Genomic DNA, 25,722 nt, shown 5'->3' on the forward strand with positions numbered 1-25,722 from the left:
CTTTATGACCGAGCAACGACTGCTGACGCCCGACGAATTCGAAGCGGCGCTGCGCGCGAAAGGCGCGTTCTATCACATTCACCACCCTTATCACATCGCCATGCATAACGGCGAGGCGACCCGCGAGCAGATCCAGGGCTGGGTGGCGAACCGGTTCTATTACCAGACCAGCATTCCCATCAAGGACGCCGCCATTATGGCGAACTGTCCGCACCCGGAAGTGCGCCGCCAGTGGGTGCAGCGCATTCTCGATCACGACGGCTATGACGGCAGCGAAGGCGGCATTGAAGCCTGGCTGCGTCTTGGCGAGGCGGTCGGGCTGTCGCGCGAGTCGCTGCTCTCTGAAGAGCGCGTGCTGCCGGGCGTGCGCTTCGCGGTGGACGCCTATGTCAACTTCGCCCGCCGCGCCTGCTGGGAAGAGGCCGCGTGCAGTTCGCTGACTGAGCTCTTCGCCCCGCAAATCCACCAGGCGCGCCTCGACAGCTGGCCGCAGCACTACACCTGGATTGAAGCGGAAGGCTATGACTACTTCCGCAGCCGCTTAAGCCAGGCACGCCGCGACGTCGAACACGGGCTTTCGCTCGCACTCGAATACTGCAACACGATGGAGCGCCAGCAGCGAATGCTGGAGATTTTGCAGTTTAAGCTCGACATCCTCTGGAGCATGCTCGACGCCATGACCATGGCCTATACGCTGGACAGAGCGCCTTATCACACCGTCACCCGCGAGGCGGTGTGGCATAAACGGAGACTGGTCTGATGCAGCCTGAACGCCATCATATTCCGCAATTTCGCCGCGGCTACCGCCTGCAGTGGGAAGAGGCGCAGAACACGCATGTGATCCTCTACCCGGAAGGCATGGCGAAGCTGAACGAGAGCGCCGCCGCCATTCTGCAACTGGTGGACGGCCAGCAGACCGCGGGCGCGATAATCGACACGCTGGAAGCGCGCTTCCCGGAAGCCGCCCCGCTGACCGATGACGTGCTGGGCTTTCTGGGCCTCGCGTATCAACAAAAATGGGTGATTTTCCGTGAGTGACGCGAAACCCGTAAACCCGCCGCTGTGGCTACTGGCGGAGCTGACCTACCGCTGCCCGCTGCAATGCCCGTATTGCTCAAACCCGCTCGATTTCGCCGCCCAGGAGAATGAGCTGACGACAGAGCAGTGGATTGATGTGTTTCGCCAGGCGCGCGCCATGGGCGCGGTGCAGCTCGGGTTTTCCGGCGGCGAGCCGCTGGTGCGTAAAGATCTGCCGGAGCTTATCGCCGCCGCGCGCGGCATGGGCTTTTACACCAATCTGATCACGTCCGGCATCGGGCTTACTGAGAAAAAGCTCCAGACCTTCGCCGACGCCGGGCTGGATCATATCCAGATAAGCTTCCAGGCGAGCGACGAGACGCTGAACGCGGCGCTGGCGGGCAATGAGAAAGCGTTCCACCAGAAGCTCGCGATGGCGAAAGCCGTAAAAGCGCTCGGCTACCCGATGGTGCTGAACTTCGTGCTGCACCGCCACAACATCGACCAGATCGACCGCATTATCGAGCTCGCCATTCAGCTTGACGCGGACGACGTGGAACTCGCCACCTGCCAGTTTTACGGCTGGGCGCACCTGAACCGCGAAGGGCTGCTGCCGACCCGCGAGCAGATCGCGCGCGCCGAGGAGGTGGTGAAACACTACCGCGAGAAAATGGCCGACACCGGCAATCTCGCTAACCTGCTGTTTGTGACGCCGGACTATTACGAAGAGCGCCCGAAAGGCTGCATGGGCGGCTGGGGCGCGATTTTCCTCTCCGTCACGCCGGAGGGCACCGCGCTGCCGTGCCACAGCGCGCGCCAGTTGCCGGTGAAATTCCCGTCGGTGCTGGAGCAGTCGCTGTCGCATATCTGGTATGAATCGTTCGGTTTTAACCGTTACCGCGGCAACGACTGGATGCCAGAGCCGTGTCGCTCCTGCCCGGAAAAAGAGCAGGATTTCGGCGGCTGCCGCTGCCAGGCGTTTATGCTGACCGGCGATGCGGCCAACGCCGACCCGGTGTGCAGTAAATCGCCGCACCACGGCACGATCCTCGCCGCGCGCGAAGCCGCCAACCGCACGCAGATGGGCATCGGCGATCTGCGGTTTCGCAACCGCGCCAACTCACAGCTGATTTTCAAAACGCCGCAATGATCCGAACGCGCAGGCTTGAGAGCGGTATCCCGATCACGCTTATCCACCAGCCGCAGGCCACGCAGGCCGCGGCGCTGTGGCGCGTCAACGCGGGCAGCCTGCACGAGCCGGACGACTGGCCGGGGCTGGCGCATCTGCTGGAGCATATGCTGTTTCGCGAAAGCGAGGGCTACCGCGATGACGAGCGCCTGATGCGCTGGGTGCCGGACCAGGGCGGGCGGCTTAACGCCTCCACCCGGCTGTGCCAGACCGCGTTTTTCTTTGAAGTGCCTGCGCAGGCGCTTGCGCCCGGGCTTTCGCGCCTGACCGACATACTCGCCCCGCCCCGCTTTACGCCAGCGGCGCTGATGCAGGAGGCGCAGGTGATCGACGCCGAATACCGGCTGCTGGCGCAGGACGCCGCCACCCGGCGCGAGGCGGCGCTACTGGCGTTAATGGCGGGCGATGCACGTCTCACGCGGTTGCGCATCGGCCATCAGGCGGCCTTCGGCGAAGATCCCGCGCGGCTGCGCGCGGCACTGACAGCCTTTCACGAACGGCACTATCACGCCGGGAACCTGCACCTGTGGCTCTGCGGCCCGCAACCGCTGGAGACGCTGGAGAAGCTTGCCTGCGAGGCCGCCGCGCGTATCCGGCCGGGGGTTACCGCGCCGCTCTCTATAAACGCCCATACGGGCGCATCGGGCGCGCTGGCGCAGCCGGGCTTTGCGCAACTGGAACTGAGCTTTTTGCTGCCTGCTGACCTGCGTCCGGCGCTGCGCCTGCTGGAGCAGTGCCTGCACAGCGAAGCGCCCGGCGGGCTGATGGCCGCGCTGCGCGCGCAGACGCTCGCCGATGACGCCGCACTTGAGGCCGATGCGCTGGATGACGAAACGCTCTGGCTGCGGTTTTCTTTCGCGCTCGCCAGTGACGCCGTGAACCCGGCGCACGTGGAGGCGCAGTTACGCCAGTGGATAGCGGCGCTTACCGCACTGCCGGAGGACGCGCTGTCGCCGCTGCTGCGCCTCGCCGAAGAAGACGTTAATGCGCTCGCGCCGATGGACCATCTGCGCGCCCGCGCGTTCGGCCTGCCGCCGGTGGAAGGCAACGCGCTGCGCCCGCTGCTGGCAACGCTTGAGGCCCAACGCCCGACGCGCCTGTGGCTTTCCCCCAATGTGAACGGTACACCGGTAGCGACCCAGGGGCTGACGCTCATCACAGGCGATTTCCCGGATGCGCCGGGTGACGCGCCGCCTGTGACGGCGTTTACGCCCGCGCCGCATTTTCCACCACCGCTTTCCGTGGCGCTGCCGGGCGACAGCGCGCCGCTGGCATGGCGGCCGGAAGCGGAGCGCATCACGCTGACGCTTGAACCCGCGCCGGGCACGCGGGTCAGCGATCGTCGCGGCATGGAGCTGATCGCGCGCCTGCGTCCGCTGTGCGACCGGGCGCGCCTGAACGGCGGCGCGCTGCGCACAGGCCTTGTTGAGGGGCGCTGGCGCATCACGCTTTGTGGCGATGAGGCGCTGCTGATGATGCTGGCGACCGAGATGATGACGTACCTGTGGGAGCCGGATGACCGCTACGGCGCGGAAGCCGAACGGCTGGCGGCGCGCGCGCAGACGCAGGAAGCTCAGGCCATTGCGGTACGCCGGTTGCTGGCGCAGCTTCCCCGCGAGCTGCTGAAGGCAGCAGGCGACACCAGCGCGCAGGCGTGGCAGGCCACGCTTGAGGGCGGCGGCCCGCTGCTGCGCGACGCGCTCGCGCGCCGCTTAACCGATTTCCCCTTTCCGCTCGTCACCCCGAAGCCGCCGCGCCCGCTGCCCGCGCCACACCGTTTTACCCTGCCCGCGAACGGTGCCGACAGCGCCCTGCTCCTTTTCGTGCCGCTTGTGGCCTCGCAGCGCGAGGCCGTCACTGCGCTCCAGGCGCCGTTTTTCCAGCATATGCGGGTGGAGAATAATATCGGTTACGTGGCGCAGTGCCAGTGGCACACCTGCGCAGGCTACGAAGGGCTGCTGGCGCTGTTGCAGTCGCCGCATCTTTCCCCGGATGCGCTGTTAAATGAAACCACCGCGTTTTTTGAACGCCAGGGTGAGGCGTGGCGCGCCCTTACGCAAAAAGCGTGGGTGGGCTGTGTGACGGGGGAAGGCGGGGAGTGATAAACGGTAAAAACTGCTATTTATTGAATTTATAAATAAAACCCAATTATCTCCTTCCCAAATTATGGTTAATAACACTTATCCCTGTCTTACAACATTAAATAGTTTTTCGGCGTAACGTTGGCGGTTATCACTCCCGTAAAAAAGGAAGCGTTATGTCATGGAATAAATATGAAGCGGTCTCTTATGCACGCCAGCATGCAGGCCAGCAAAGCCAGAAAAGATGTGCGGAATTTGTTTCGAAAGCCATTCGTGCAGGCGGGGTTGATATTATAAACACCCATTATGCAAAAGATATGGGCGGGAACCTCACTCAAGCTGGGTTTCATCAGGTTTATGGAGAGCCTGTTGCCGGTGATGTAGCTGTAATACAACCTACGCCTCATCATCCATGGGGACACGCTTGTATATATGACGGGAGTGGCGTCTGGTATTCGGATTTTGTCCAGCGCACTATGTACCCCGGCCCCGAATACCGCTCAGTAAAACCAGCGTATGTTATTTACAGGCACGACTAATATGAATAAACGCCTCTTCATCGCCTTCCTCTGGCCGCTGGTTTCGCAGGCCGCGCCAGACGAGTTGCCCGCGCCCGTGCGGGCCGCGGTGCAGTTTAACCAGTGGTACGTTGCGGCGTTAAGCCAGGGCAAAGCGCCGCTGAGCGACTACGCCGGGCTGAGCCGTTATGTCACGTCCGGCACCCTTCAAAAACTTAAAGCGCAGGCGGCCCTGGATCCGAATGAATATGACGTCCCGGACGTGGATATGTTTATTAAGGCGCAGGGCGTGGGCGATGACTGGCAGCAGATAACCGCCGTCGCCAGCGATGTCGATGCGGCCTGCGAGCAGGTCTATATCGCGTTTGGCGAAAAACAGGATCACATGGTGATTGATTGCATGGTCAAAGAAGGGAATGCCTGGAAAGTGCAGTCGGTGGCGAATGTGGCGTTTTCGCGTAATCTCCCCCGCCCGTCGCCGTGATAAAACCGCCTCCGCAGAGGCGGTTTCGCAGGCTTATTTCTTAAGATCCACCTGATAAAAAATATGTTTGCCGAACGGATCGACTTCATAACCGGTGACGTTTTTGCGTACCGGCTCGAAGATCGTCGAGTGGGCGATCATCACGGCGGGCATTTGATCGTGCATCATCTGCTGCGCCTCCCGATAGAGCGCTTCACGCTTCGGCCGATCGCTGGTGGCTTTCGCCTCGCTGATAAGCTTATCGAACGGCGCATAGCACCACTTCGCGGAGTTCGAGCCGCCATTGGCGGACTGGCAGGTAAAGAGCGGGCCGAAGAAGTTATCCGGATCGCCGGTCGCGGTCGTCCAGCCCATCAGCGCCGCCTGGTGCTCGCCGCCTTTCACGCGTTTTAAATATTCGCCCCACTCATAGGTGACGATGTGCGCCTTCACGCCGATTTTCGCCCAGTCGGCCTGGATCATCTCCGCCATGCGTTTGGCGTTCGGGTTATAGGGCCGCTGCACCGGCATCGCCCAGAGATCGATACTGAAGCCATCCGGCATCCCCGCCGCTTTCAGCAGCGCTTTGGCCTGCTCCGGCGCGTAGTCATAATCTTTAAGCCCCTGATCCGCGCTCCAGACTCCCGGCGGCAGAAGGTTTTTCGCGGCCGTCCCGGTGCCCTGGAAAACGGCGTCGATAATCGCGGGCTTGTTGATGGCCATCGCCAGCGCCTGGCGCACTTTGACGTTATCGAGCGGCGGTTTCTGGGTGTTGAACGCGAGGAAGCCGGTATTCAGCCCCGATTTGCTCATCAGCGTGAGATCCGGGTTTTGCTTCATGCGCGGCAGATCCGCCGGGTTGGGGAACGGCATCACCTGGCACTCGTTTTTCTCAAGTTTGGCGTAGCGCACCGAGGCGTCCGGGGTGATGCTGAACACCAGCCGGTCGAGCTTCGCTTTACCCTGCCAGTACTGGTCAAACGCCGTAAACAGGATGCGTGAATCTTTCTGATACTGCGCGAGCTTAAACGGCCCGGTGCCGATCGGATCCATGTCCACGCGCTCCGGCGTGCCGGCTTTCAGCATCGCGTCGGCATATTCCGCCGACAGAATTGAGGCGAAATACCAGCCGAGATCCGCCACGAACGGTGCCTCCGGGTGGGCCAGCGTAAAGCGCACGGTGTGGTCATCCACTTTATCGATAGCCGTGATGAGCTTGCCGAACTCCAGGCTTTCAAAGTTGGAGTAGTTGCCGTTCGAGACGTTGTGATACGGGTGTTTCGGATCCTTCTGGCGCATAAACGAGAAGATGACGTCGTCGGCGTTGAAATCGCGCGTCGGTTTGAAATATTTGTTGCTCTGGAATTTCACGCCCTTGCGCAGATAAAAGGTGTACGTTTTACCGTCGTCGCTGACCTCCCAGCGCTCCGCCAGGCTCGGCACGAGTTCGGTAGTGCCGGTTTTAAAATCCACCAGACGGTTGTAGACCGGCACGGCGCTGGCATCGACGCTGGTGCCGGAGGTATACAACTGCGGGTTGAAGTTCTCCGGCGAGCCCTCAGAGCAATACACCAGCGTGCTCGCGCCTGCCGCGGCGCTGGTAGTGAGGGCGGCGAGCGCCAGCGCGTGAATCGTGTGCTTGCTAATCATCGTAATTCCTTTATGTTTTTTATTTCGTGCCAAAGGAGCCTGATTCTTCGTCACTTCATCAATAACATTAAAATCACAACGCAAACACCTGATAACACAAATAAAGAAGGATCCACCATGCCATCACCGCTCGGCAGTCAATTAACCCGCCGCTTTTTTCGCTACCTGGCAATCACCAGCCAGAGTGATGCGTCCGCCACCACGCTGCCCAGCACGCCGGGCCAGCACGAGATGGCTCGCGCCCTCGCCGATGAGCTGCAAACACTGGGCCTCACGCAAGTTGTTATTGATGAACACGCGACCGTCACCGCCGTGAAAAAGGGCACGGTGCCGGGCGCGCCGCGCATCGGTTTTATCACGCATATCGACACCGTGGACGTCGGATTGTCACCGGAGATTCATCCACAGATCCTGACGTTTACCGGTGAAGATCTCTGTCTGAACGCCAGAGAAGATATCTGGCTGCGGGTGGCGGAACACCCGGAGATAACCGCTTACCCGAACGAAGAGATTATTTTCAGCGACGGCACCAGCGTGCTCGGCGCGGATAACAAAGCGGCGGTGACGGTGGTGATGACGCTGCTGGAGAACCTGACGCCTGAGATGCGCCACGGCGATATCGTGGTGGCGTTTGTGCCGGATGAAGAGATTGGCCTGCGCGGCGCGAAGGCGCTGGATCTCGCGCGTTTTGACGTGGATTTCGCTTATACCATTGACTGCTGCGAGCTGGGCGAAGTGGTGTATGAGAACTTCAACGCGGCGCAGGCGGAGATTCGTTTTACCGGCGTGACGGCGCATCCGATGGCCTCGAAAGGCGTTCTGGTGAACCCGCTGCTGATGGCGACCGATTTTATCAGCTACTTCGACCGCCAGGAAACGCCGGAGCACACCGCCGGGCGAGAAGGCTATGTGTGGTTTAACGGCATGCAGGCGAGCCAGAACAGCGCGACGCTGAACGCCAGCATCCGCGATTTCGACCTTCAGGCTTTTGAGCGTCGTAAACAGCAGTTGCATGACGTGGCGGAAAAAATCGCCGCCGCGCACCCGACCGCGAAAGTGGAAATCACCATCAGCGACGTTTACAGCAATATCAGCAACGCGATTGGCGACGACCGCCGCCCGATTGACCTGATTTACCAGGCGCTGGAGGCGCTCGACATTGCCCCAAAAACCATTCCGATGCGCGGCGGCACCGACGGCGCGGCGCTCTCCGCCAAAGGCCTGTTAACGCCGAACTTCTTTACCGGCGCGCATAACTTCCATTCACGCTTTGAGTTTCTGCCGGTGAAATCGTTTGAGGCGTCGTATAACGTGGCGCTGAAGATCTGTTTACTGGCGGCGGGGTAACTTCAAATAATTAAGATGACGCAGGCCTGACCCGGTTCACGCCGCGGTTGCCTGCTTCATACCCCAAAAACGTGCCATTTAACGCATCGATATAAAACCGTACCGGCGTAGAAAAGACAAAATCCATCCACGAGCCGGTTTCTGCCATACCGTCGTCGAGCGTCGAAACGATAAAACAGGGCGATTCATCAAGACGGCCTTTCGTTACCGCCAGGTTTTTCTCGTTCCAGTTTAAGCGATACTGTTTCGCGCAGGCTTTTGCGATGCGCAGGGCTTCGTATTTACTGATCACTGTTGCAGGCCATCCAAAACTTAATGGGTTTTATACTATGCCAGGCCGCTGCGGTTTGCCGTCACGTTGTTTCAACGTGTCATATAGCGCCTGCATGTTCGATTATTCCTGAATGACAGTTAGCCCTTGCCGCGTTGTAAATCTTGATTCGTACTGACGCGCGTCTTTCGCGTTGATAACGGTTGCAATCAGCACTGTATAAGATTTTCCTGCAACAAAGTGAAAACCTTTAACGGGTAAACACTCCCCGGCGGCAATCCAAACCGGGTGAGCAACGTCATAATGAATAATAGTGCTGGAGGGCTTAGCGCTTTCCATGATTTCCATCCAGTCGAGCCTTTCGCCCTGTTGTGCCGGCAAGCGGATGCAGATATTTCCACTGACCGCTGTCACGCTGGCCTTATGCCTCGGCGGCAACGTGACACAGCCTGCCAGCATAAAGAACAATACCGATATACACAGGTCTCTTCGGGTCATGAGCGCTTTCTTCCGTAAATGATTGCTTCTGACCTGCGCCACATACAAAGGCCGGAAGACTCCGGCCTTATCAGTTGCAGCCCGTTGATTACTCATAAAGCCAGTGGCCCGCCTTTGCGGATTCAGCAAGCATACGCAGCGTTAATGGCGCTGGCGCAACGCGCTTTACGCGCATTGAGGCAGGAAGCAGAGGCTTCATAATATTTATTAAATCAATATGCCCCAGCCAACTGAAAATATAAAAAGCATTCATAAAATATATGAACGATTCCACTAACAGCATTGATTAATAGCATTAGCATTGAATGCTGAACGGTATAATACCCTTTTAAAGAATGACAGGAATCATATTTCTGTTCACTCCCGCTGCCTACCATCCCGGGAATAACGGATTGTCAGGCAGGCAGGGAGAGAATGAGTAGTATGGCTACGAGTGGCGGCAGAGGTAAAATTATCTGCGTAACAGCAACAGCGCCCGTATTAGCCCAAGAAGAACAGCGATCAGAATAAGGAATCTGCAAAAATGAAGAGGATCATGGCAATAATCCCGTTGTTAATGATAGCTACCGCTTCGCTGGCGGCAGATGAAAAAGACATTACTTCTGATAACGCCGTCGACCAGTGCTTAGATAAGTATTACGAGTTCAGCAGCGAGTGTCTGGAAGATCTCAACGATAAAACCGAAGCAGAACTCAAAAAGGCGTATGAGACGAAGCTTAAATCGCTGGAGCGTGTTGATTACACCAAATGGTGGATGGGCGATGAAGATCGTAAAAAAAGGATGATTGAGGCCTTTCGCAAAAGCCAGCGTGACTGGTTGACCTACCGGGACGGTTACTGCGAGGTAGCGACTATCGGCGAGCAGGAAACGCATTTTATTGGCGCAGCGTGGACAGGCTGTACCATCAATATGAACAAGCGGCGCATCAAAGAAATACAGTTAACTGTTGTTGAGACGACACGGTGAAGAACCCTGGCTACCCTTGCTAACGCGTCTGGCAGGGTTATAGATTTTTATTATAAAGAGACGCCGGTTAAAGACAGCTACGCGCAGTAGAATGGCGGTATTCAGGATTCAGGCTCAAGACGAAAAGTAAGGGATTTACTGCAATGAAAAAAATCGTTTTTATTATTTCTGTGTTGCTGGTCAGCCACGCTTCGCTGGCGGCTGAGACAGCAAACGTAACGCGAAACGATGAAGTAAAAGCCTGCGAAGATCAATATGGCGACGAGAACAGCGAATGCTTAGGCGACATTGATGATAAATCCACCGGGGCGCTCAATAAGGCTTATGCGGACAAGCTTAAAGAGATGGAGAACTTTGATTACACTAAATGGTGGATGGGCGATGAAGACCGCAAAAAACGGATGATTGAATTATTCAAAAGAAGCCAGGCCGAATGGCTTAAATATCGCGATGATTATTGCGGCGTTGCAGTGGCAGAAGCAGCGAGCACGCATTACCTGGGGAATGCCGCCACGGCCTGTAATATCAATATGAACAGTCAGCGTATAAAAGAAATACAGATGCTTCACATAACGAGCCTGGAATAAAAGGTGTTTAATCCCATTCTGATTATTGCCTTGTACTGGCGCGCCAGATAAAGAAAGGCCGGGAGTTCCCGGCCTCTTTGTCAGTTCAGCGACATGACGTGCTGCCCGGCCCAGTCTTCATAGCCCTCCTCAGTGCGCACAAAACAGGGCGCTCTCACAAATTCCACCAGATGATTCACGAGATCAAACAGCAGCCCCATGAGCGTTTCCGCCATTTCCGGCGGGTGCGCGCGGCTTATCAACGCCATGTTCAGCGCTTTACAGTAGCGGCTCAGCATCTGCGCGTCGCTGCCGATGCAGAACGGCACCTCTGAAGGGAGCGAGTCGGCCGTCAGCGAGGCAAACAGATGCGCCGGCACCGGTCTGTCGAGCGCGGCGGCGAGGGATTCCAGCATCAGCGCCAGTCTCCCGGCCAGCGCCAGAAACAGCGTCGCGTCCTTACACTCAATCAGTTCGCTGACCGTCTCTTCACACAGCGTGGCGAGCGTGAAGAAATCCATTTCCGCCGTGATCGGCCCTTCGCACAGCGTATGCAGGCTCAACATTCTGGAATGCGCCGACGGCGGAATCGGGGTGGCGGGAGCGTTCAGATTGAGATTATGGCCCTCATTTTCAGGGCGTGCGGGTGTGTTACTATTGACGTTAGCCATAGCGTTAGCTCCAATAACGTTTGTGGTCAGAGGCCCGGAAGTGTTGGCGCACTTTCGGGTCTCGCTTATTGAGCCGGTGGGCTCAATGACAAACAGAATACGCTATTGGGTCAGGGCACCCAATAAAAAAGAGTGTGTTATTAAAGACGGGATGGATAAATCAGAGAAAGTTTAGAAAGGAAAAGATCGTTAGGAAGAGTTATTTGTTCCGCATATAAACAGCGCGCTCACTCCTTTAACAGAGAAATAATTAATAAACATTTCGAACTATTTTCTTTAAATTCATTAAGCAATTAAAATCAAAAGCAATAAAATAGAGCGAATTGATTTTAAAGGTTATGTCACAAAAATACAAAATCATTAAACTTAATTACTTATTATCGTGCTTACTATTTATTTAATAGTATGAATTTGATTAAAAATAAACATTAACGATCCTGGATTGATAGTTGGGAACTACAGACTGGCTCATAGCACCATTAAAAATGGACTGTATCTATAGGCAAACAGGTGAATGCATTTTTAGTAGGTCAGGCGCAGTAAAAAATTAACAGCCCAGACTATAATTTTTTTATTTTGCTGTAAACCGCAACTAAATTTTTTAACAGTATTAACTCCTTCAAAGCTGTGTATTAGCTCTATATGGTTAATGGTGTACCGGTTGGTTGCTCTGCTTCATATTAAATTTTTAAAGATAATACCAGACCAATATGAGCAAATACGGACAAAGTACACTATGTTAAATAGGCCAAAAAAAAAGAACATTAACGAACATTAAAATAACCTGTTGTGGCAAGTTTCCCCTGTTTCGATGCTCTAGGGGGCGGAATGGTGAAGTAAATTGCGGGGTCTGTCGGCCTTGGGATATTTGGTGAACATTCTGTTTTTTTGCGGAGGGCCTAGGCTTACGGTCTATCAGAGCAACAACTGTAACCTAGACTGATTATTTTCAGCACCAGAGACGAATACTCAATCATGTATTTTTATCATAGTTACCAGTAACATCAATCCGCCTACCCAAAATCATGTCGAAGAAATCAGCGCTCGATTAAATTTTGAATTTTTTTTCTTAATTATTGACATGCCGCTCAGGCCTTACGGGATATGGGGTTATGCCTTTTTACCCTTTGGCAGCCTTAACTTAACGACAAAATCACCCCTTGTGCACAAAAGAATCATTTCTACAATATCGACTATGTAGGGTAAACATTGATTGATGTACCCTACATGTAGTGCCATGCCTGATTTATAGGCGTAAAAAAACCGGATTCATTTTCACGAACCCGGCTTACAAAGCATGACCAATAGGAGTCGTCAAACTCGTATGAATCTTAGCCTTGCCTTCATTTCTCACGGCTTGATTGTGCCAGGCGAAGAGGATCATGTAAACCTTAAAATGACGCTCACAAGGAGCATTGCATGACCATTTGTAAACAGTCGCACCGTTACAACACTCTTTTTATCAGCTTACCTCACGATCAAGGTGGTGAAGGCCGCCATAAGTGTTGCGGATGCGCTTACGATCAGGGCTACCGTGCCGGCTTGGCTCGCACAGGACAAGTTTGGGTGGACTTAGCCGCCTTACCTGATAGTCAGGCGGGAACCGTTCGCCACAAAAGTCCTCAGGCAGCGTTTGCTGATGGCTACCGTGATGGTGTGCGTGAATCCTACCGTCACGCTGGCTAATGTTGAAGGAAGGGGCTTCATGCCCCTTCCTTTTTACGGAATAGACCGCCCCAAGTTTTTGTAAGATTGACTTTTTCGGTTTTAGAGCTCCCCCATTCATAACGCCTTATTTGCTCTTATCCATTCCCTCTGTAAAATGTTACTTTTGTTAACATCCTAAGGCCTCCCATGAAAACAGCTCTCATAATTGCGCTTTCGTTTTTCTCCTTACCTGTACTCGCAGAAGAAGATCAGGGGCCTGGAAAATATATTTGTGACATTCGCATATCCAGCCAAGACACAGCTACCAAAATTCTGTCGAGAGCCTCGACTGTTCTTGATAATGAAAATAACTTCATCGTCCAAATGCCCAATGGTGATCAGTTGTATTCCCCTGAACTGGAAAACACTGATGATGGATTAAAACAAAAAGCCGAAAAAGGTGGCGTGACCTTCATTCGCCGTCCAACCTTTGGCGATAGGTTCATCGTGGAAGATGCAAATACAGGGTTCTTCTATAAGATGCGCAACTGTGAGAAGAAATGAGGTAAGTCAGAGAATGAAAAATATAGTATTGGCTGTACTGTGCCTTCTCCCTAGTCTCGCTTTTGCTAACGGATATAAAGTCGTAACGAAAGATGGTGGCAGGTCTTTGACATACTATGCAGGTCAAGTGACTTACTCTCGGCTCGACAAGCAAATAAAATGTACCTTTAAAAGTTCATCCAAAGGCATTGATCAGGAAGGGAATGCCTACAATGCAGACGGTTTTAGTTGCACGAAAGATTTATATGTTGTGACTAAGCTCTGGATTGATACAGGAATGAGGGCAATCATTGAGGTTGATCCAAAGACCGAAAAAAGAGATGTCTTTCAAGTTGATAGCTATAAGCCGTATTAAGGTCTTTATTAGCAATTTTAGACAATAGCGGCCATAAAGCTCCGTTAGTGGTACAAGCAACAAGCGGAGCGTAGCGACTGCATCAGGCCAACCTAGTCGGTTTCGCTTTGCGAAAGTCACCAGTGACCAAATCAGATTGTCAGAGAGATCACACCTTATCAGGGTGCTCGTGTACCTTTCGGAGCGTGAGCGAAGCGCTGGCAGAGCCTGCATGTCGTGTGCAGGTACGTTTACCACTATTCACCTGTTTACGTGGCTCATAGGGCCACACATCGGGCTTAAATGCGTGTGATCAATCTGTTTCGGGAGGATTTAGAGACGTTGGCAGCGTCATCAGCTTCGAGTTGATAGCGGTTCGTGTGGACTGTTCACGCTTTGTACCTGTTCGAGCTTTACAACTAGAGGCCGCTACGTGCTAACATCCCTGAGTAGCCACTGTTAACCATAGCGGCAACTGTTGGTCATATAATCCCTTAAAAAAAGATTGTACCTTGAGAACGAAAATTGTCTTAAACTATTATTTTTAAAGGATTTTGTTGTGTGAGTGCCGATAATAGGAGTCGAACCTACGACCTTCGCATTACGAATGTGAAGCACCTCATTTAACCAACTGTTTTTACTGGCATTGACCGCATTCACAGCCATCAAGTCAGTGGCACAAGAGGGGAGATGATGAATCTTGTTTCTGTGTGCATGTCACAAATATGGCACAGAGAACGCAAAGCTCTGCAAACCGGTGCAAAGCCTTGCGTGTCTCACTTCTGTCCCACCTACATCACCGTCGATCGATGCCGCGTCCGATGATAGACTCTTCCCCTTCAAATCTAACGGACTTAGATATGCTCAAGCTCTTTACAAAGTACGCTTCTGTGGGCGTGCTCAATACGCTAATCCATTGGGTGGTATTTGCCGCGTGCTTCTATGCGCTGGGAACCAGCCAGGCACTGGCGAACTTCAGCGGATTCGTTGTTGCGGTAAGCTTTAGCTTTTTTGCAAACGCTCGTTTTACGTTCAACAGCTCTACAACAACGACGCGCTATGTGCTTTATGTTGGGTTTATGGGGTCTCTGAGCGCGGCTGTGGGATGGGCGGCAGATGAATGCTCTCTTCCACCATTAGTGACTCTGGTCGTATTCTCCGCAATCAGCCTGGTGTGCGGGTTTATCTATTCGAAATACATCGTCTTCAGGGAAGCGAAATGAAGATTTCACTTGTGGTTCCTGTCTTCAATGAAGAAGACACTATCCCTATTTTCTATAAAACCGTCAGGGAATATGAGCTTCTTAAATCGTTTGAGGTGGAAATCGTATTCATCAATGACGGAAGTAAGGACGCTACAGAGTCAATTATCAACGCGCTGGCTGTGTCAGATCCGTTAGTCGTGCCTTTGTCCTTTACTCGCAACTTCGGGAAAGAACCAGCCCTTTTCGCAGGCCTAGACCACGCAACCGGCGACGCGGTTATTCCAATTGATGTAGATTTGCAGGACCCGATTGAGGTCATCCCGCAGCTGATAGAACGCTGGCGGGCTGGCGCAGATGTCGTTTTAGCTAAACGCACTGACAGATCGACAGATGGGCGACTGAAGCGCAAGAGCGCCGAAATGTTCTATAAGCTTCACAATAAAATCAGCAATCCGCAGATCGAGGAAAATGTTGGTGATTTCCGTCTGATGTCTCGTGAAGTCGTAGAGAACATTAAGCTCATGCCAGAACGCAACCTTTTCATGAAGGGTGTTTTGAGTTGGGTTGGTGGTCGCACTGATATCGTTGATTATGCCCGCGCAGAACGTGTTGCTGGCAGTACCAAGTTCAACGGATGGAAGTTGTGGAATCTTGCTCTTGAGGGAATTACGAGCTTCTCGACTTTTCCGCTACGTATGTGGACTTACATCGGCCTTCTCGTCGCTGGCTTAGCATTTACATATGGCGCATGGATGATTCTGGACACTCTGGCGTTTGGAAACCCGGTTAGAGGTTATCCATCCCTGCTAGTATCTATACTTTTCCTTGGTGGTATCCAACTCATTGGTATTGGTGTTCTTGGTGAGTACATTGGACGAATTTATATTGAAACAAAGCAAAGACCAAAATATATATTAAAGGAAACAAAAGATGTTTAATAAAATAAATTATAGATCACTAATACCACTATGGGTAATTGGCATTTTTTACATTCTTCCATTGCTTATTAATAACAGCCCGTATTATGATGATATAGGTAGATCTGTATATGGGTATTTTTCATGGGGTATCGATGGCAGGCCACTTTCTGATTTTATATTTAAGACGCTAGACCTTGGCTCTCCTGCTACAGATATATCACCTTTCCCGCAAATTATTTCAATTTTAATTATGAGTAGCTTGTGTTATTTAATGCACATCTATCTTAACCCATCACATAAATATGGATGGTTAGTTTTCACACCAATATTTCTTAGTCCATTCTTTATACAAAACTTATCGTTTCGTTTCGACTCTCTAACCATGGCGCTATCTGCCGCAATAGCAGCAGTTCCACTTTTTTATATGAGGACAGGAAGAGGAAAAATTTTCTTTGCATCCTTTTTATGTGTTTTCATTTCACTTTCTTTGTACCAAGCGTCACTAAGTGTCTTTATATCAGTGATATGCTTATATGTACTCTTTGCGATCAGAAACAATGAAGAGCCATACTCTTTAGTGGTGAAAGTCGCGATTGCATCTTTTGGAATGGTTGTAGGTTACTTAGCATATGCAAAGATAATTGTCCCTTTATTTGTGACCAGTGACTATGCTAATGGCTATAATCAAATTATAGATAGTTTTGGTGAATTGCAAAAAAACGTCAAGATTACTTCTGATGTATTAAGTACTTTTTACACAGGAAATATTGCTAAAATTTACAATGTAGTATTTTTATTAGCATCATTAGGCTTGATTTCACTAATACTGCGTGTATATCAGTACAGAAAAATTAATTTTAAAACGTCTATTAGTTACATACTTATCCCATCGTGCCTGCTAATTCTTATATTTTGCATCCCTGGCCCTGGTCTAGCGCTTAAATCGATGCCTATAGGACCTCGTGTATTCATAGGATTCGGTTTTTTTATGTCATCTACATTTGCATTGATTTCATTTATATCAACAAAGCATCAAGCTAAATTAAATATTATTTACTGCGTTGTTCTTATTTCATCTTTTTCTTATATAGGAACATTTGCTAATGCAATGAAATCTCAAGATAGGTTGGCAGAAAGAATAATTATTGGTGTAACAAATGATATCGTAAAGATTGGATTTAAGGACGTAAAAACGATCACTATAGATGGGAAAGCTCTCTATACGCCTATAGCGGATAAAGCTATTCAAAAGTCTCCATTATACAGACAAATGATACCATCATATTTTGATGGCTATCTTGCTTGGGGTATTGTAAAGATGACTGAAATCTATTCAGGCAGAGAACAACCAATACCATCCAGACAAGTTGAAATAATATCACAATTATGTAACATGCAACTTATAACTGATGCAGGGTTATACAAAACATATTTCAGCAATGGAGATCTTGTGGTTTCATTCTCATTTAGGGATTGCTCAAATAGGTAGGATACAATACATTCTTCAACCGCAAATAATACTCCCGCCTTAGGGCGGGAGATGGGTCAAAGCTCTCTATACGTTGCATCAGACAAAATATCCCACGCATTAGTTGACGCACCAACAACCTTTATATTGCAGTTTGTTCCTGACGCCAAAGGTGGTAAATAATTGCTACCTCCAGTTCTTATATCCCCACCAACAAATGTAACATTCACTACACCTGCATTTCCGGAATCAACATAAAATGGTCTAGTTGGTACAGCTGGATTAGTATCGTTAACCATTTGATAACTATCAACAACTAGCGTTGCAGATCCGCTGATATTATCCGCTACAATGACCCGTATAATAATTGCATCCGCACCTTCAGAAGAGCATGCAGTCATATTGATACCATATGGATTAATAAAACTGAAAACACATGCACCAGGCTCACTATTTAGCCTTGATATATTCTCTCCAGTACAATTCCTTAATGAGGAATAGCTCATATTCGCTATAATGAAAGCATTTGCAAAACCTGCAACGTTAACTAAATCAAAATTAAGTGACGTACCAGATGAAACATATTTCCCATTCACAGATTTGGCAATACTGACACCTGCATAGGAACGACCTGGAACACCAAAACATTGCACTGATTTAGCCTCGAAAAGAAACCATACCTCTCCATAGAGCCCTATATAAGCACCATAGAAATTGGCATCTCTAATTATAGGTGCTGCAAGTTTTTGCCCCCACATCCCATAGTTACAAAGATTATCTACCGTAAGAGAATCTCGTTGAAATGTAATACCCTCAATCTTTGGTTTAAAACAAAAGGTATCCATCTCATGGCCTGCTGGATTGTAAACATCCGGCAGCATCACTAAAAGAGCATCAACTTGTAATGAAGCATCAACAAAATACTTGTTGTTGGTAGTTTTACTAAAAAATGAACTCTCACGCCCTGCACCACGAACTGACATTTTAGAATGGAATGGAAATGCTTCTGATGACTTGACGTTTCCAGAAGGAAATACTAGTTCTACATGATTGTTCTTTGCATAACCACACGCTTTAGTAATAGCCTCAGCGTTATCTGTGACTCCGTCAGGTTTCACCCCCCAAAACTGCATATCGTAGGCCGTGAAATTAATGCGACGCCATGCCAACGTTCCAGTTGATGGAACAATAACGATGCCCCCATCATCGGCAATCTGTGATGTGCTATTATCGAATGATTGGAAGTAGCCGCCACCATAATGTTTTTCTGTAGCAGTAGCGCTGGCAGCCGATGCAACATAGACAATCTGGCCGGCTGATGATGGTGCCTGCGCGCGCAATTCTGATAAATTGAGGAAGCGGCCTACCGCGTTGAAGCCTGTTTTTGCGCTAAACTCGTCCAGAGCTGACTTTACCGTCCCGTCTTCATATCCAATCAGTGCCGCCTGCTGTCCGGTCGCCAGGTCTCTTCTCAGCGTGGCATCGCCCACACTTAGCCACTTACCGGCGCCAATGCCACCCGTGGTTTCTGGAGTTGAATTGGCGGGAACAGTCTTTGGAAACGCACCATCCCAGCGGTAATACTCACCAGTAGCCTCAAGGCGTAGAACCTGATTTGGCAGAGTCAGCGTATTCCCGTCTTCGAAGCTGTCCAGAGTGATATAGCCGTACTGCGCAATAGCTTGCTGAGCAAGCCAGCGAAGACCTTCAATTGTGTAATGCTTCACACCGAATCTATCGGTATAAGTCCAGCCCATCGACGTGACAAACTCGTCAATTTTCCCCGCATTGAATTTGAGGTCTCGCGGAGATTCACTTGGTACTGCATCTTGCGTCGGTTGCGTAGTCATATTTTTTCCATAAAAAAACCCGGCACTGTGGCCGGGTTGTTGAGGTGGTCGGGATTGTTTTATTGGTAGATGGCGTCGCTATACTCTGCGACCGTCAGTGATACGGTATTGTCGGTATTAGGCTTAATGCTGCTGACTTTCCATAGCTGACTGTCCAGTTCTTCCACAGTCGCTATTAAATAGCGCGACGGGAGTTGCACAGTGTCGCCGTTCCAGATATTGAGCTGGATGTCGGGTATTGCCGCAGTGAAACCGTATTTCGTATCGGTGCGGGCCGTAGCCGGGTAACGCAGACTCGGGTTGCCCAGGCTGTCGGTCACCAGTACATACATCGAACCAGAGAACGTGATCGGCTCGCTGGTATCAAAGTTATTTCCGGCGCGCCCGGTGACATAACCCTGCTGCTGGTTGCTGTCGTAGATGTCTGGCATCTGAATGACGCTACCCACCTGGATAATACCGTCTTCGAACACTTTGGCGTTCATCTTCACACGCGAGTAGATGAGACGCTTAGTTTCGCGCAGCGCGCGCTCCCGTGCCTGGTACTCGTTACGAAAGCCGACTATCTCCAGCTTGTTCGGATTCTCTGCTTCCTGCTCGACGATAGCGCCGTTCAGCACGCGGTAGTTGATGTACGTCTTATTGTTGGTGGTCGGGTGGACATAGGACACCTGCACACCGTCATAGCCACCCGGTAGCGTGGCTTCGTACGTCATTTTGTACTCGTCCGTCTTCATGTTGGCCCGGTTGAATACTGCCGCCGGATAATCGACTTTCTGGTCACGTGTGAATGTAAGTACACCGTCGTCCCAATAAGCAACCACCGATGCCGCATTACAGATTGCCTGCACGCGGTCACCGAGCGAGTCGTTTTCGTCGTCAAAGGTGTAGTCGAAGTAGCCCAGGCGCTCATCTGGCAGACTCTCAGCAATAGAGTACAGACCGTACAGGTCAATGCTGCTGACCGACTGCTCACCCATGATGAGCCAGGTATGCGCCACCGCATCAGCGAACGAGCGAGACGGTCGCAGCGTGTAATCCACAGCCTGCGTGTTCAGGTTGTAAGTGATGGTATGGCGCGTTACGAGAGCGTTATATTTGCGTTCGCGACTTCCCAGCGCGTTTTCTGTCGCCCGAACTTTGACACGTACCAGCGTATCAGTAGGATGAACAACGTTCGTTCTGATATTAATGGCGTGGATTTCTTCAACTTTTAGCACCGAGGCATCGCTGGAGTTATCAGTGCGTTGGAAGCTGATCGCATACTTACCAAAGCCACCTGACGGGGTTATCTTATCTGTGCGATAAAACACTTCGCTCGTATGGTCGTGCGGCGTTCCCTGGTAATAAGTAAATGTCTGCGTAGTGCCGGGGATCTGGTTGTAATCATCGTCGATTTTCCAGATAACAACTTTCCAGTTCGTCTGTTTTTTACCACCCAGGCTCGACTGCGTGTGTAGCCAGAGCTGAGAAGATTCAACTGGCGAGAAGAATGGCCCCACAACAAGCGCTTCGTTGTCGTTGAGAATGAATTTCGTAGTGTTGATGGTGGCATTTGCCGGGATGTCCTGAGGGCCCTGCAGGTCGCTCATCGTGAAAGTGTACCAGCGAACAGGATTAGTAACCGCCCCATCGTTTGTCTCAACAGCGGAGATAAGTGTGCCAGAGAAAGTAGCATCAGTAGTGACATTGCCAGAAGCCGTGCTGTACGTAACGTTAATGGTGAATGTTACGGCATGCGGCAGCACTAACCCCATGAAATAATCGAAGTCGGATTGCTTCACGATTTTCATGGCTATCTGGCCGCCGGAATATGTCCCGCTGACGACTGTGTTTGCCGTCGCCGTTTCTATCGGGAAATCTCCCGCTTCGTTCTGCCCAGGCACCTCCTGTCCATCTACGTCATCGAAGCCATATCCCTCGACGATTTGGGGGATGACTTCACCGGGCTGATAAAACTGATATTCAGCCCCAGCCAGTGAGCCCAGACTCGATTCAGAGTAGCGCACAGACTCATAATCGTACTTACCGATTCCGATGCACATCCATTCTGTCACGTACTTCAGTCCGCCATCTTTATCATTCTGACGCACATATTCGAAAACAGATTCCTGAATAAGGTCAGGAAATGACCTCACCTGACCATAAATATCCGGCTTGGCTTTATAGACGCGCGCGGTATTAGTCTGTCCTGTAAGGCTATTATTTGGAGAATCTACTGTATTCCCGCCAGTGTTTGCGATAGCTGGCTTTGGCGCAAGAAAGGAAAAAACCTGCCCAACCACTTTAAAGATAGGGCTAAGAATATCTTCTACGATGCCCTTTGGCTGGTCGAATATCTGGATTTTGTCCAACTCGCTCAACTCAAACGCCAGTTCGTCATCGTCGCCAAGCTTCACGCCGTTGCGGACGATAAGCAGATCACGGTGAAAGGTGGCGTCATTGGCCGCCAGCCAGTCATAAAAAAGGGTGCCATTTGGCACCCTGTAGCGTTCTTTTGGCGTTCCCGGGAAACGACTTAATTCAATCAACGCCATATTCGAAAAACTCCACCTTAGTGAATGCACGCTGAATAACAAGCAACGAGTCCATGCGCACGCTTCCGTTCTCGCCGCGAGAGTGCAACGCTTGCCTGTTAAGCACTAAGCCGACATGCGCCGGTTGTGCGCCGCGGTACCCCACGAATATCCCGCCCTCTTCCGGATTATCGACCTGACGCCAGAATACGACGTCGCCCTGATAACAGGTGAAGAAGTCAGAGCCGGCTTCGTAGTCCGGTGTCTGGTGTAGCTCAATACCGAGCACGTGGCGGTAATAAAGAATAACCAAGCCCCAACAGTCTACTTTCTCGAACGAGCAGGCACGGTTCGCCCACGGCACGCCAATGACCCGCCTGACGAACTCAGAGGTACTGAAGACCTGTGTATTCCTGTGGATCATAAAGGCGGCCTATGTTGTTGTTTAGCGGGTTGGTTACTGAGAGAGTTACTGATGCAGCATCTGCGTCGATATCTACCGTTTTGACGTACAGTTGCCAAGATTTAATCGGCGCAGACACGTCTCCACTATCAAATATCTGCCGCGTGGCTGTGATTGCCGTCAGACGCGATGCACCCTTCCACTTCTTCATCAGCGCTTTGATGTCCGATGAAAGGCGGCCAAGTTTCACAGTGGCGTCGATCACCGGCGTTCCGCTCTGCTGGCTCTCTTCAATTTCGAAACGCGCAGGCTTGTACACCTGGCCGCCAAGCGTTTTGTCGAAGAACTGCTTATCTACCAGGCGAACGTATCCGAATGACGGGTGATAGAAAGTAATGGTGTCGTATAGGCCGCGCGTCGGGCGCTGTTGCTTGTACTCCCTTAGGCTCGGCATTACGGCACCCTCGGTAGTGACTCCGGATCGCGCCCGTCCGGATAGCCAGTGACAACGATATCCAACCATGAATCCCACGGTGGAGGAAGCTCAACAATGATGTCGTCGAACTCGTCGTCAGGGTTATAGAGATGGTTGGCGATAACAGTGCCTGTCCACGTAACCACTCCGCCGTCGATGCTGGTTTGCACCGGCATCTGTGTGAAATGCAACTCCTGAACCTGCAAGCCACTGCCGCCGATGTTGATGGGCATACGAAACCAGTTAACACCGCGATTCAGGTAGTTCGGGCTGCGCAACCACTGCTGGAAAGCGCGCTCTTCATCAAGTGTGAAAATCCACGTCAGTGACCATGTGGTTTTGAGGTCGTCAGTAAGGTTCTGGAAAATAGCCGGGCCGACCGCTGGCTGGTCAGTCTGAAACCCGGTGTCGAATGTCATATTTTTACTGGCTTTCTGCGCCAGCGGCAGCCAGTCAGGATAGTCGATAATCGCCATCAGCCCTGTCCTCTTGGCGTGCGTTTAACGTTCATATTGCTGGTTATGGCGTTGCTGATTGGACCGCCATTGTTCAGGTCGGCGACGATAACGTCGACAGTAAGTCCTCCATTACCGTCAGAAGTGGCCTGCGCATCTACTGATGAACCGTTATAGTTCTGAACATTTACAACGACGTTGATGCCTCCACCTGCCTGCATATCCTTATTGCTGATAACCCTGCCGTTGTCGCCCGGTATCATGTACTGCTTCCCGGTGCTGGCCTGGTAAATCTCTGGCTTCCCTTTCTCGCCTACCTGGTAAAGTCCACCGGCACTCACCGGCCCGCCGTTGTAGCGCATACCAGCTAAGGCCAGCCCTGATGCCAACCCGACCGTTGAAGTAATGCCTGCAGCAGCAGGAGCGGCATTACCGCCAAGAGTTGCCAATGAAGCCATTGCGGCTGCCGGTGCCCATGCAGAGGCAACCAGAGCGGCCTGAGCTATTGATGCAGCAGATGAAGCTGCACCTATAGTTTGACCAATAATCATGTTCTTCAGTGCTTCAACACCAACCTGAACCATACTGTTAATAACGCTGTTCAGAATGGTGTTACCCAGTGATCGAAGCGCGTCCTGAGCGCTCATCGTACCGGTAAGGAGCCCAGTAAGAGCGTTTGAGGCGTTGCCAGCGAATGCATCAACGGCACTCGTTAACATGTTGTAGCCAAGGCTCTGCTGGCTAAGAAGCTCCCACTGTGCAGCGGTTCTTTGCTGCTCATACTGCGTATCGGCCGCATTTTTGAGGGCCAGTGCATTTTGGTGAGCTAACAAACCTTCCTGCTCAAACTGCTGGATTAACGCCAACTCCTGAGCGTGCTGGTTTGCAAGTCTCTGGACAGGATCAACCTCACCTATAGCTGACTGCTGTGGAGTTACAACCTGTTGCGCTCTGATTTTGGCAAGCGCCACTTGGTGGTCTTGCTCAAGCTTTTCAGATGCCTGATTGTATTGCTCCTGAGATAGGATTAGCTGACCGTTAGCATCCTTCTGTCCCTTCAAGCTCTCAAGTGCTTTCTTCTGCTCTTCGTAATTAGCGTTTTCCTTTAGAATTGGCACTGCATTCTGTGCTTTTAGAGCCGCCGCCTTATCCCAGGCCGCCGCCGCATCACGCTCAACCTGAGCAATTTGTTGAGGTGTTGGATTGGTTAATTTCTGCCTGGCGGCAAGAATTGCCTGCTCTCGAGAAAGATCCGCAGTCGAGTCAGCTGAGAGGCTTGCCTTTTGCCGATACTCCTCCAGAACTTTTGCGTTTCTCTCCGCCTGGCTGGCTGACTGCTTGCCCTCTTTGTTGCTTTGCTTTCTTGCTTCAGTTACCCGGTATGTCTCGGCATACTCGTCCTGCAGGGCCTTCACGCGTTTCTGGTCAGTAATCCCAGCATCGGCAGCATCATATTGAGCTTGCAGCCTTGCTCTAGCCTCTCCTTCAAGCTTGGCTAGTGCTAATCTGCGTTCAGAGTTTTTGACAAGTTTGGCTGTAGCAGCATCATCGCCATTGGTTGATGCACTTTTGAAACCTTGGTTATTTTTGGCTTCGTTTGCAGCTTTGGCTCTAATGCTGGATATTTCCTGCTCTATGCGCTTAAGCTCAAAAGCAGCTTGTCCTCTTCTTTGCTGAAAAACAGCATCGCTTTCATACCAGCGCTGCCCTTCCTGAACTTCCTTATTAAGCTCTTGCTGCAACTTAATAAGTTTTGGCATCCTTCCGGCATCGCCTGCGTTGTTATTGTAATAATTAAGGTTATCAGCAACGCTTTGCATTAATCCGGCAAGTGTGGATGTCAGACCTATTGCCTGGTTCAGATCGCTTATTGCGTTTTTAAAGGCAACATCGAGACTGTTTTTAGCTCTGTCGATGCTAACTGGCATTTTGTCGAATTCAGCGTTAACACTCTCCGACTGTTTCTGGATAGCGTTTAGCGCGTCCTGAGCAGTTAGCTTGCCTTCAAGCATTCGCTGTCTTAACTGACCAATCGAAATGCCTAACCCGGCCGCTATCTGCCTTGCCAGTTCCGGCATTTGCTCAAGAATGGAGTTGAACTCCTCAGCACGAACAACGCCGCCTGCAATTGACTGCCCGAACTGCCGCAGGGCATTAGACATTTCCTCAGCAGACGACCCGCCGATAGTGCCTATTTTTTGAAGTGTGTCAGTCAGGGAAAGAATCTGTGAATTTGTTGCGCCTGTTTCTTTCAGGGCTGAGGTGAGAGTCTCCCAAAGTCGCTCAGTATCTGAAAGGCTATTCCCGGTTTGAGAGGCAATAGCTGACAAAGCCTTCATTGACTCTTTGGCAGCATCAACGCTTGGACTCAGGCGCGCAACCCTGGCTTGCAGGGTATTCATCTGATCGCCAATTTCGATTAACCGCCTGGCCGTTTCTATTGTGAAAGCGCCAGCAATAGCAAGCCCAACCTTGTTTAATGCGCCCTCGAAACGACCAGCGGATTGAGATGACTTATTAAAACTACCATCCATCTGGTCAAGACGCTGATTAACCTTTTGCTGCGCTGCAATGAGCTTAGCAACATCCATTTCCACTTGGTAGACGATGTTACCTAACTGCTTATCTCCGGCCATCGGTGGTCTCC

General features: G+C 51.5%; 25 protein-coding genes. 15 read left to right on the forward strand and 10 right to left on the reverse strand.

Features of this window, described 5'->3' with window-relative positions:
- Positions 1-4 precede the first annotated feature (4 nt).
- The 6 genes from pqqC to G9X48_RS11610 all read left to right on the forward strand — a co-directional run bounded on the left by pqqC (position 5) and on the right by G9X48_RS11610 (position 5,289).
- Entirely contained in the window at positions 5-760 is a 756-nt protein-coding gene (gene pqqC, locus G9X48_RS11585) for a pyrroloquinoline-quinone synthase PqqC (RefSeq protein ID WP_007781046.1), read from the forward strand.
- Positions 760-1,038, forward strand: coding sequence for a pyrroloquinoline quinone biosynthesis peptide chaperone PqqD (gene pqqD / locus G9X48_RS11590; protein WP_004387128.1), 279 nt, complete (start codon positions 760-762; stop codon positions 1,036-1,038). Before pqqC ends, pqqD begins: the two co-directional genes overlap by 1 nt.
- Complete coding sequence (gene pqqE, locus G9X48_RS11595; RefSeq protein WP_004387129.1) at positions 1,031-2,167, forward strand: pyrroloquinoline quinone biosynthesis protein PqqE; 1,137 nt, start codon at positions 1,031-1,033, stop codon at positions 2,165-2,167. Before pqqD ends, pqqE begins: the two co-directional genes overlap by 8 nt.
- The gene (gene pqqF, locus G9X48_RS11600) at positions 2,164-4,308 is read left to right on the forward strand and encodes a pyrroloquinoline quinone biosynthesis protein PqqF (RefSeq protein WP_105629515.1); all 2,145 of its coding nucleotides are present in this window, start codon (positions 2,164-2,166) and stop codon (positions 4,306-4,308) included. Before pqqE ends, pqqF begins: the two co-directional genes overlap by 4 nt.
- Positions 4,309-4,463: 155 nt before the next feature.
- Positions 4,464-4,826, forward strand: a complete 363-nt coding sequence (locus tag G9X48_RS11605) for a CHAP domain-containing protein (RefSeq protein WP_041460893.1) — start codon at positions 4,464-4,466, stop codon at positions 4,824-4,826.
- Between the two features lies 1 nt (position 4,827).
- Positions 4,828-5,289 carry a DUF3828 domain-containing protein gene (locus tag G9X48_RS11610; protein WP_097564235.1) on the forward strand — a complete coding sequence of 154 codons (462 nt, stop codon included), beginning with the start codon at positions 4,828-4,830 and terminating at the stop codon, positions 5,287-5,289.
- A gap of 33 nt (positions 5,290-5,322) precedes the next feature.
- Here G9X48_RS11610 and G9X48_RS11615 read toward each other — a convergent pair whose 3' ends face one another.
- Entirely contained in the window at positions 5,323-6,918 is a 1,596-nt protein-coding gene (locus G9X48_RS11615) for an ABC transporter substrate-binding protein (RefSeq protein ID WP_097640828.1), read from the reverse strand.
- Between the two features lie 117 nt (positions 6,919-7,035).
- On the opposite strand from G9X48_RS11615, the gene pepT reads away from it, so the two are divergent.
- A complete protein-coding gene (pepT, locus tag G9X48_RS11620; RefSeq protein ID WP_097640829.1) occupies positions 7,036-8,265 on the forward strand; it encodes a peptidase T in 1,230 nt (409 codons plus the stop codon).
- Positions 8,266-8,275: 10 nt separating this feature from the next.
- On the opposite strand, the gene G9X48_RS11625 is transcribed toward pepT, so the two are convergent.
- Together G9X48_RS11625 and G9X48_RS21485 are read right to left on the reverse strand one after the other, a co-directional pair.
- Positions 8,276-8,557 (reverse strand): hypothetical protein, encoded by a 282-nt coding sequence (locus G9X48_RS11625; RefSeq protein WP_097640830.1) that lies wholly within the window; start codon positions 8,555-8,557, stop codon positions 8,276-8,278.
- 102 nt (positions 8,558-8,659) lie between these two features.
- Positions 8,660-9,130 (reverse strand): putative T6SS immunity periplasmic lipoprotein, encoded by a 471-nt coding sequence (locus tag G9X48_RS21485; RefSeq protein WP_234005270.1) that lies wholly within the window; start codon positions 9,128-9,130, stop codon positions 8,660-8,662.
- Between the two features lie 427 nt (positions 9,131-9,557).
- On the opposite strand from G9X48_RS21485, the gene G9X48_RS11640 reads away from it, so the two are divergent.
- Both G9X48_RS11640 and G9X48_RS11645 read left to right on the forward strand, forming a co-directional pair.
- Positions 9,558-10,001, forward strand: coding sequence for a lysozyme inhibitor LprI family protein (locus G9X48_RS11640; RefSeq protein WP_097640832.1), 444 nt, complete (start codon positions 9,558-9,560; stop codon positions 9,999-10,001).
- A 143-nt stretch (positions 10,002-10,144) separates the two neighbouring features.
- The gene (locus tag G9X48_RS11645; RefSeq protein WP_054624302.1) at positions 10,145-10,588 is read left to right on the forward strand and encodes a lysozyme inhibitor LprI family protein; all 444 of its coding nucleotides are present in this window, start codon (positions 10,145-10,147) and stop codon (positions 10,586-10,588) included.
- Between the two features lie 80 nt (positions 10,589-10,668).
- On the opposite strand, the gene G9X48_RS11650 is transcribed toward G9X48_RS11645, so the two are convergent.
- A complete protein-coding gene (locus tag G9X48_RS11650) occupies positions 10,669-11,238 on the reverse strand; it encodes a hypothetical protein (RefSeq protein ID WP_097640833.1) in 570 nt (189 codons plus the stop codon).
- Positions 11,239-12,657: 1,419 nt separating this feature from the next.
- Between G9X48_RS11650 and G9X48_RS11655 the strand changes: the two genes are divergently transcribed.
- The 6 genes from G9X48_RS11655 to G9X48_RS11680 all read left to right on the forward strand — a co-directional run bounded on the left by G9X48_RS11655 (position 12,658) and on the right by G9X48_RS11680 (position 17,397).
- Positions 12,658-12,924 carry a hypothetical protein gene (locus G9X48_RS11655; protein WP_061354404.1) on the forward strand — a complete coding sequence of 89 codons (267 nt, stop codon included), beginning with the start codon at positions 12,658-12,660 and terminating at the stop codon, positions 12,922-12,924.
- Positions 12,925-13,092: 168 nt separating this feature from the next.
- Complete coding sequence (locus G9X48_RS11660; protein WP_097640835.1) at positions 13,093-13,449, forward strand: hypothetical protein; 357 nt, start codon at positions 13,093-13,095, stop codon at positions 13,447-13,449.
- 13 nt (positions 13,450-13,462) lie between these two features.
- Positions 13,463-13,804, forward strand: a complete 342-nt coding sequence (locus G9X48_RS11665; protein WP_044858681.1) for a hypothetical protein — start codon at positions 13,463-13,465, stop codon at positions 13,802-13,804.
- Between the two features lie 839 nt (positions 13,805-14,643).
- Positions 14,644-15,006 carry a GtrA family protein gene (locus G9X48_RS11670; RefSeq protein ID WP_032967911.1) on the forward strand — a complete coding sequence of 121 codons (363 nt, stop codon included), beginning with the start codon at positions 14,644-14,646 and terminating at the stop codon, positions 15,004-15,006.
- Positions 15,003-15,926, forward strand: a complete 924-nt coding sequence (locus tag G9X48_RS11675) for a glycosyltransferase family 2 protein (RefSeq protein ID WP_166499930.1) — start codon at positions 15,003-15,005, stop codon at positions 15,924-15,926. Before G9X48_RS11670 ends, G9X48_RS11675 begins: the two co-directional genes overlap by 4 nt.
- Entirely contained in the window at positions 15,919-17,397 is a 1,479-nt protein-coding gene (locus tag G9X48_RS11680) for a glucosyltransferase domain-containing protein (RefSeq protein ID WP_072001858.1), read from the forward strand. The genes G9X48_RS11675 and G9X48_RS11680 overlap by 8 nt, the downstream gene beginning before the upstream one ends.
- A gap of 56 nt (positions 17,398-17,453) precedes the next feature.
- Here G9X48_RS11680 and G9X48_RS11685 read toward each other — a convergent pair whose 3' ends face one another.
- The 6 genes from G9X48_RS11685 to G9X48_RS11710 are packed head-to-tail and all read right to left on the reverse strand — an operon-like array spanning position 17,454 to position 25,711.
- The gene (locus G9X48_RS11685; protein ID WP_166499931.1) at positions 17,454-19,226 is read right to left on the reverse strand and encodes a phage tail protein; all 1,773 of its coding nucleotides are present in this window, start codon (positions 19,224-19,226) and stop codon (positions 17,454-17,456) included.
- 59 nt (positions 19,227-19,285) lie between these two features.
- A complete protein-coding gene (locus G9X48_RS11690) occupies positions 19,286-21,763 on the reverse strand; it encodes a host specificity factor TipJ family phage tail protein (protein WP_166499932.1) in 2,478 nt (825 codons plus the stop codon).
- The gene (locus G9X48_RS11695) at positions 21,750-22,166 is read right to left on the reverse strand and encodes an NlpC/P60 family protein (protein WP_166499933.1); all 417 of its coding nucleotides are present in this window, start codon (positions 22,164-22,166) and stop codon (positions 21,750-21,752) included. The genes G9X48_RS11690 and G9X48_RS11695 overlap by 14 nt, the downstream gene beginning before the upstream one ends.
- Positions 22,129-22,599: a hypothetical protein gene (locus tag G9X48_RS11700; protein ID WP_069682527.1), complete on the reverse strand. Its 471-nt coding sequence runs from the start codon at positions 22,597-22,599 to the stop codon at positions 22,129-22,131. The genes G9X48_RS11695 and G9X48_RS11700 overlap by 38 nt, the downstream gene beginning before the upstream one ends.
- Positions 22,599-23,096, reverse strand: coding sequence for a hypothetical protein (locus tag G9X48_RS11705; protein ID WP_104669170.1), 498 nt, complete (start codon positions 23,094-23,096; stop codon positions 22,599-22,601). Before G9X48_RS11705 ends, G9X48_RS11700 begins: the two co-directional genes overlap by 1 nt.
- Positions 23,096-25,711: a tape measure protein gene (locus G9X48_RS11710; RefSeq protein WP_166499934.1), complete on the reverse strand. Its 2,616-nt coding sequence runs from the start codon at positions 25,709-25,711 to the stop codon at positions 23,096-23,098. The genes G9X48_RS11705 and G9X48_RS11710 overlap by 1 nt, the downstream gene beginning before the upstream one ends.
- Positions 25,712-25,722 lie beyond the last annotated feature (11 nt).

The organism is Cronobacter sp. HA18006 (genome assembly GCF_011605445.1).
Taxonomy (GTDB): Bacteria; Pseudomonadota; Gammaproteobacteria; order Enterobacterales; family Enterobacteriaceae; genus Cronobacter; species Cronobacter sakazakii.

Excerpts from the sequence above, each read along its gene's own strand:
- pqqC (WP_007781046.1), top strand. The coding sequence starts at position 5 with ATGACCGAGCAACGACTGCTGACGCCCGACGAATTCGAAGCGGCGCTG.
- pqqD (WP_004387128.1), top strand. The coding sequence starts at position 760 with ATGCAGCCTGAACGCCATCATATTCCGCAATTTCGCCGCGGCTACCGC.
- pqqF (WP_105629515.1), top strand. The coding sequence starts at position 2,164 with ATGATCCGAACGCGCAGGCTTGAGAGCGGTATCCCGATCACGCTTATC.
- G9X48_RS11605 (WP_041460893.1), top strand. The coding sequence starts at position 4,464 with ATGTCATGGAATAAATATGAAGCGGTCTCTTATGCACGCCAGCATGCA.
- G9X48_RS11610 (WP_097564235.1), top strand. The coding sequence starts at position 4,828 with ATGAATAAACGCCTCTTCATCGCCTTCCTCTGGCCGCTGGTTTCGCAG.
- G9X48_RS11615 (WP_097640828.1), bottom strand. The coding sequence starts at position 6,918 with ATGATTAGCAAGCACACGATTCACGCGCTGGCGCTCGCCGCCCTCACT.
- pepT (WP_097640829.1), top strand. The coding sequence starts at position 7,036 with ATGCCATCACCGCTCGGCAGTCAATTAACCCGCCGCTTTTTTCGCTAC.
- G9X48_RS21485 (WP_234005270.1), bottom strand. The coding sequence starts at position 9,130 with ATGAGTAATCAACGGGCTGCAACTGATAAGGCCGGAGTCTTCCGGCCT.
- G9X48_RS11640 (WP_097640832.1), top strand. The coding sequence starts at position 9,558 with ATGAAGAGGATCATGGCAATAATCCCGTTGTTAATGATAGCTACCGCT.
- G9X48_RS11645 (WP_054624302.1), top strand. The coding sequence starts at position 10,145 with ATGAAAAAAATCGTTTTTATTATTTCTGTGTTGCTGGTCAGCCACGCT.
- G9X48_RS11650 (WP_097640833.1), bottom strand. The coding sequence starts at position 11,238 with ATGGCTAACGTCAATAGTAACACACCCGCACGCCCTGAAAATGAGGGC.
- G9X48_RS11655 (WP_061354404.1), top strand. The coding sequence starts at position 12,658 with ATGACCATTTGTAAACAGTCGCACCGTTACAACACTCTTTTTATCAGC.
- G9X48_RS11660 (WP_097640835.1), top strand. The coding sequence starts at position 13,093 with ATGAAAACAGCTCTCATAATTGCGCTTTCGTTTTTCTCCTTACCTGTA.
- G9X48_RS11665 (WP_044858681.1), top strand. The coding sequence starts at position 13,463 with ATGAAAAATATAGTATTGGCTGTACTGTGCCTTCTCCCTAGTCTCGCT.
- G9X48_RS11670 (WP_032967911.1), top strand. The coding sequence starts at position 14,644 with ATGCTCAAGCTCTTTACAAAGTACGCTTCTGTGGGCGTGCTCAATACG.
- G9X48_RS11675 (WP_166499930.1), top strand. The coding sequence starts at position 15,003 with ATGAAGATTTCACTTGTGGTTCCTGTCTTCAATGAAGAAGACACTATC.
- G9X48_RS11680 (WP_072001858.1), top strand. The coding sequence starts at position 15,919 with ATGTTTAATAAAATAAATTATAGATCACTAATACCACTATGGGTAATT.
- G9X48_RS11685 (WP_166499931.1), bottom strand. The coding sequence starts at position 19,226 with ATGACTACGCAACCGACGCAAGATGCAGTACCAAGTGAATCTCCGCGA.
- G9X48_RS11690 (WP_166499932.1), bottom strand. The coding sequence starts at position 21,763 with ATGGCGTTGATTGAATTAAGTCGTTTCCCGGGAACGCCAAAAGAACGC.
- G9X48_RS11695 (WP_166499933.1), bottom strand. The coding sequence starts at position 22,166 with ATGATCCACAGGAATACACAGGTCTTCAGTACCTCTGAGTTCGTCAGG.
- G9X48_RS11700 (WP_069682527.1), bottom strand. The coding sequence starts at position 22,599 with ATGCCGAGCCTAAGGGAGTACAAGCAACAGCGCCCGACGCGCGGCCTA.
- G9X48_RS11705 (WP_104669170.1), bottom strand. The coding sequence starts at position 23,096 with ATGGCGATTATCGACTATCCTGACTGGCTGCCGCTGGCGCAGAAAGCC.
- G9X48_RS11710 (WP_166499934.1), bottom strand. The coding sequence starts at position 25,711 with ATGGCCGGAGATAAGCAGTTAGGTAACATCGTCTACCAAGTGGAAATG.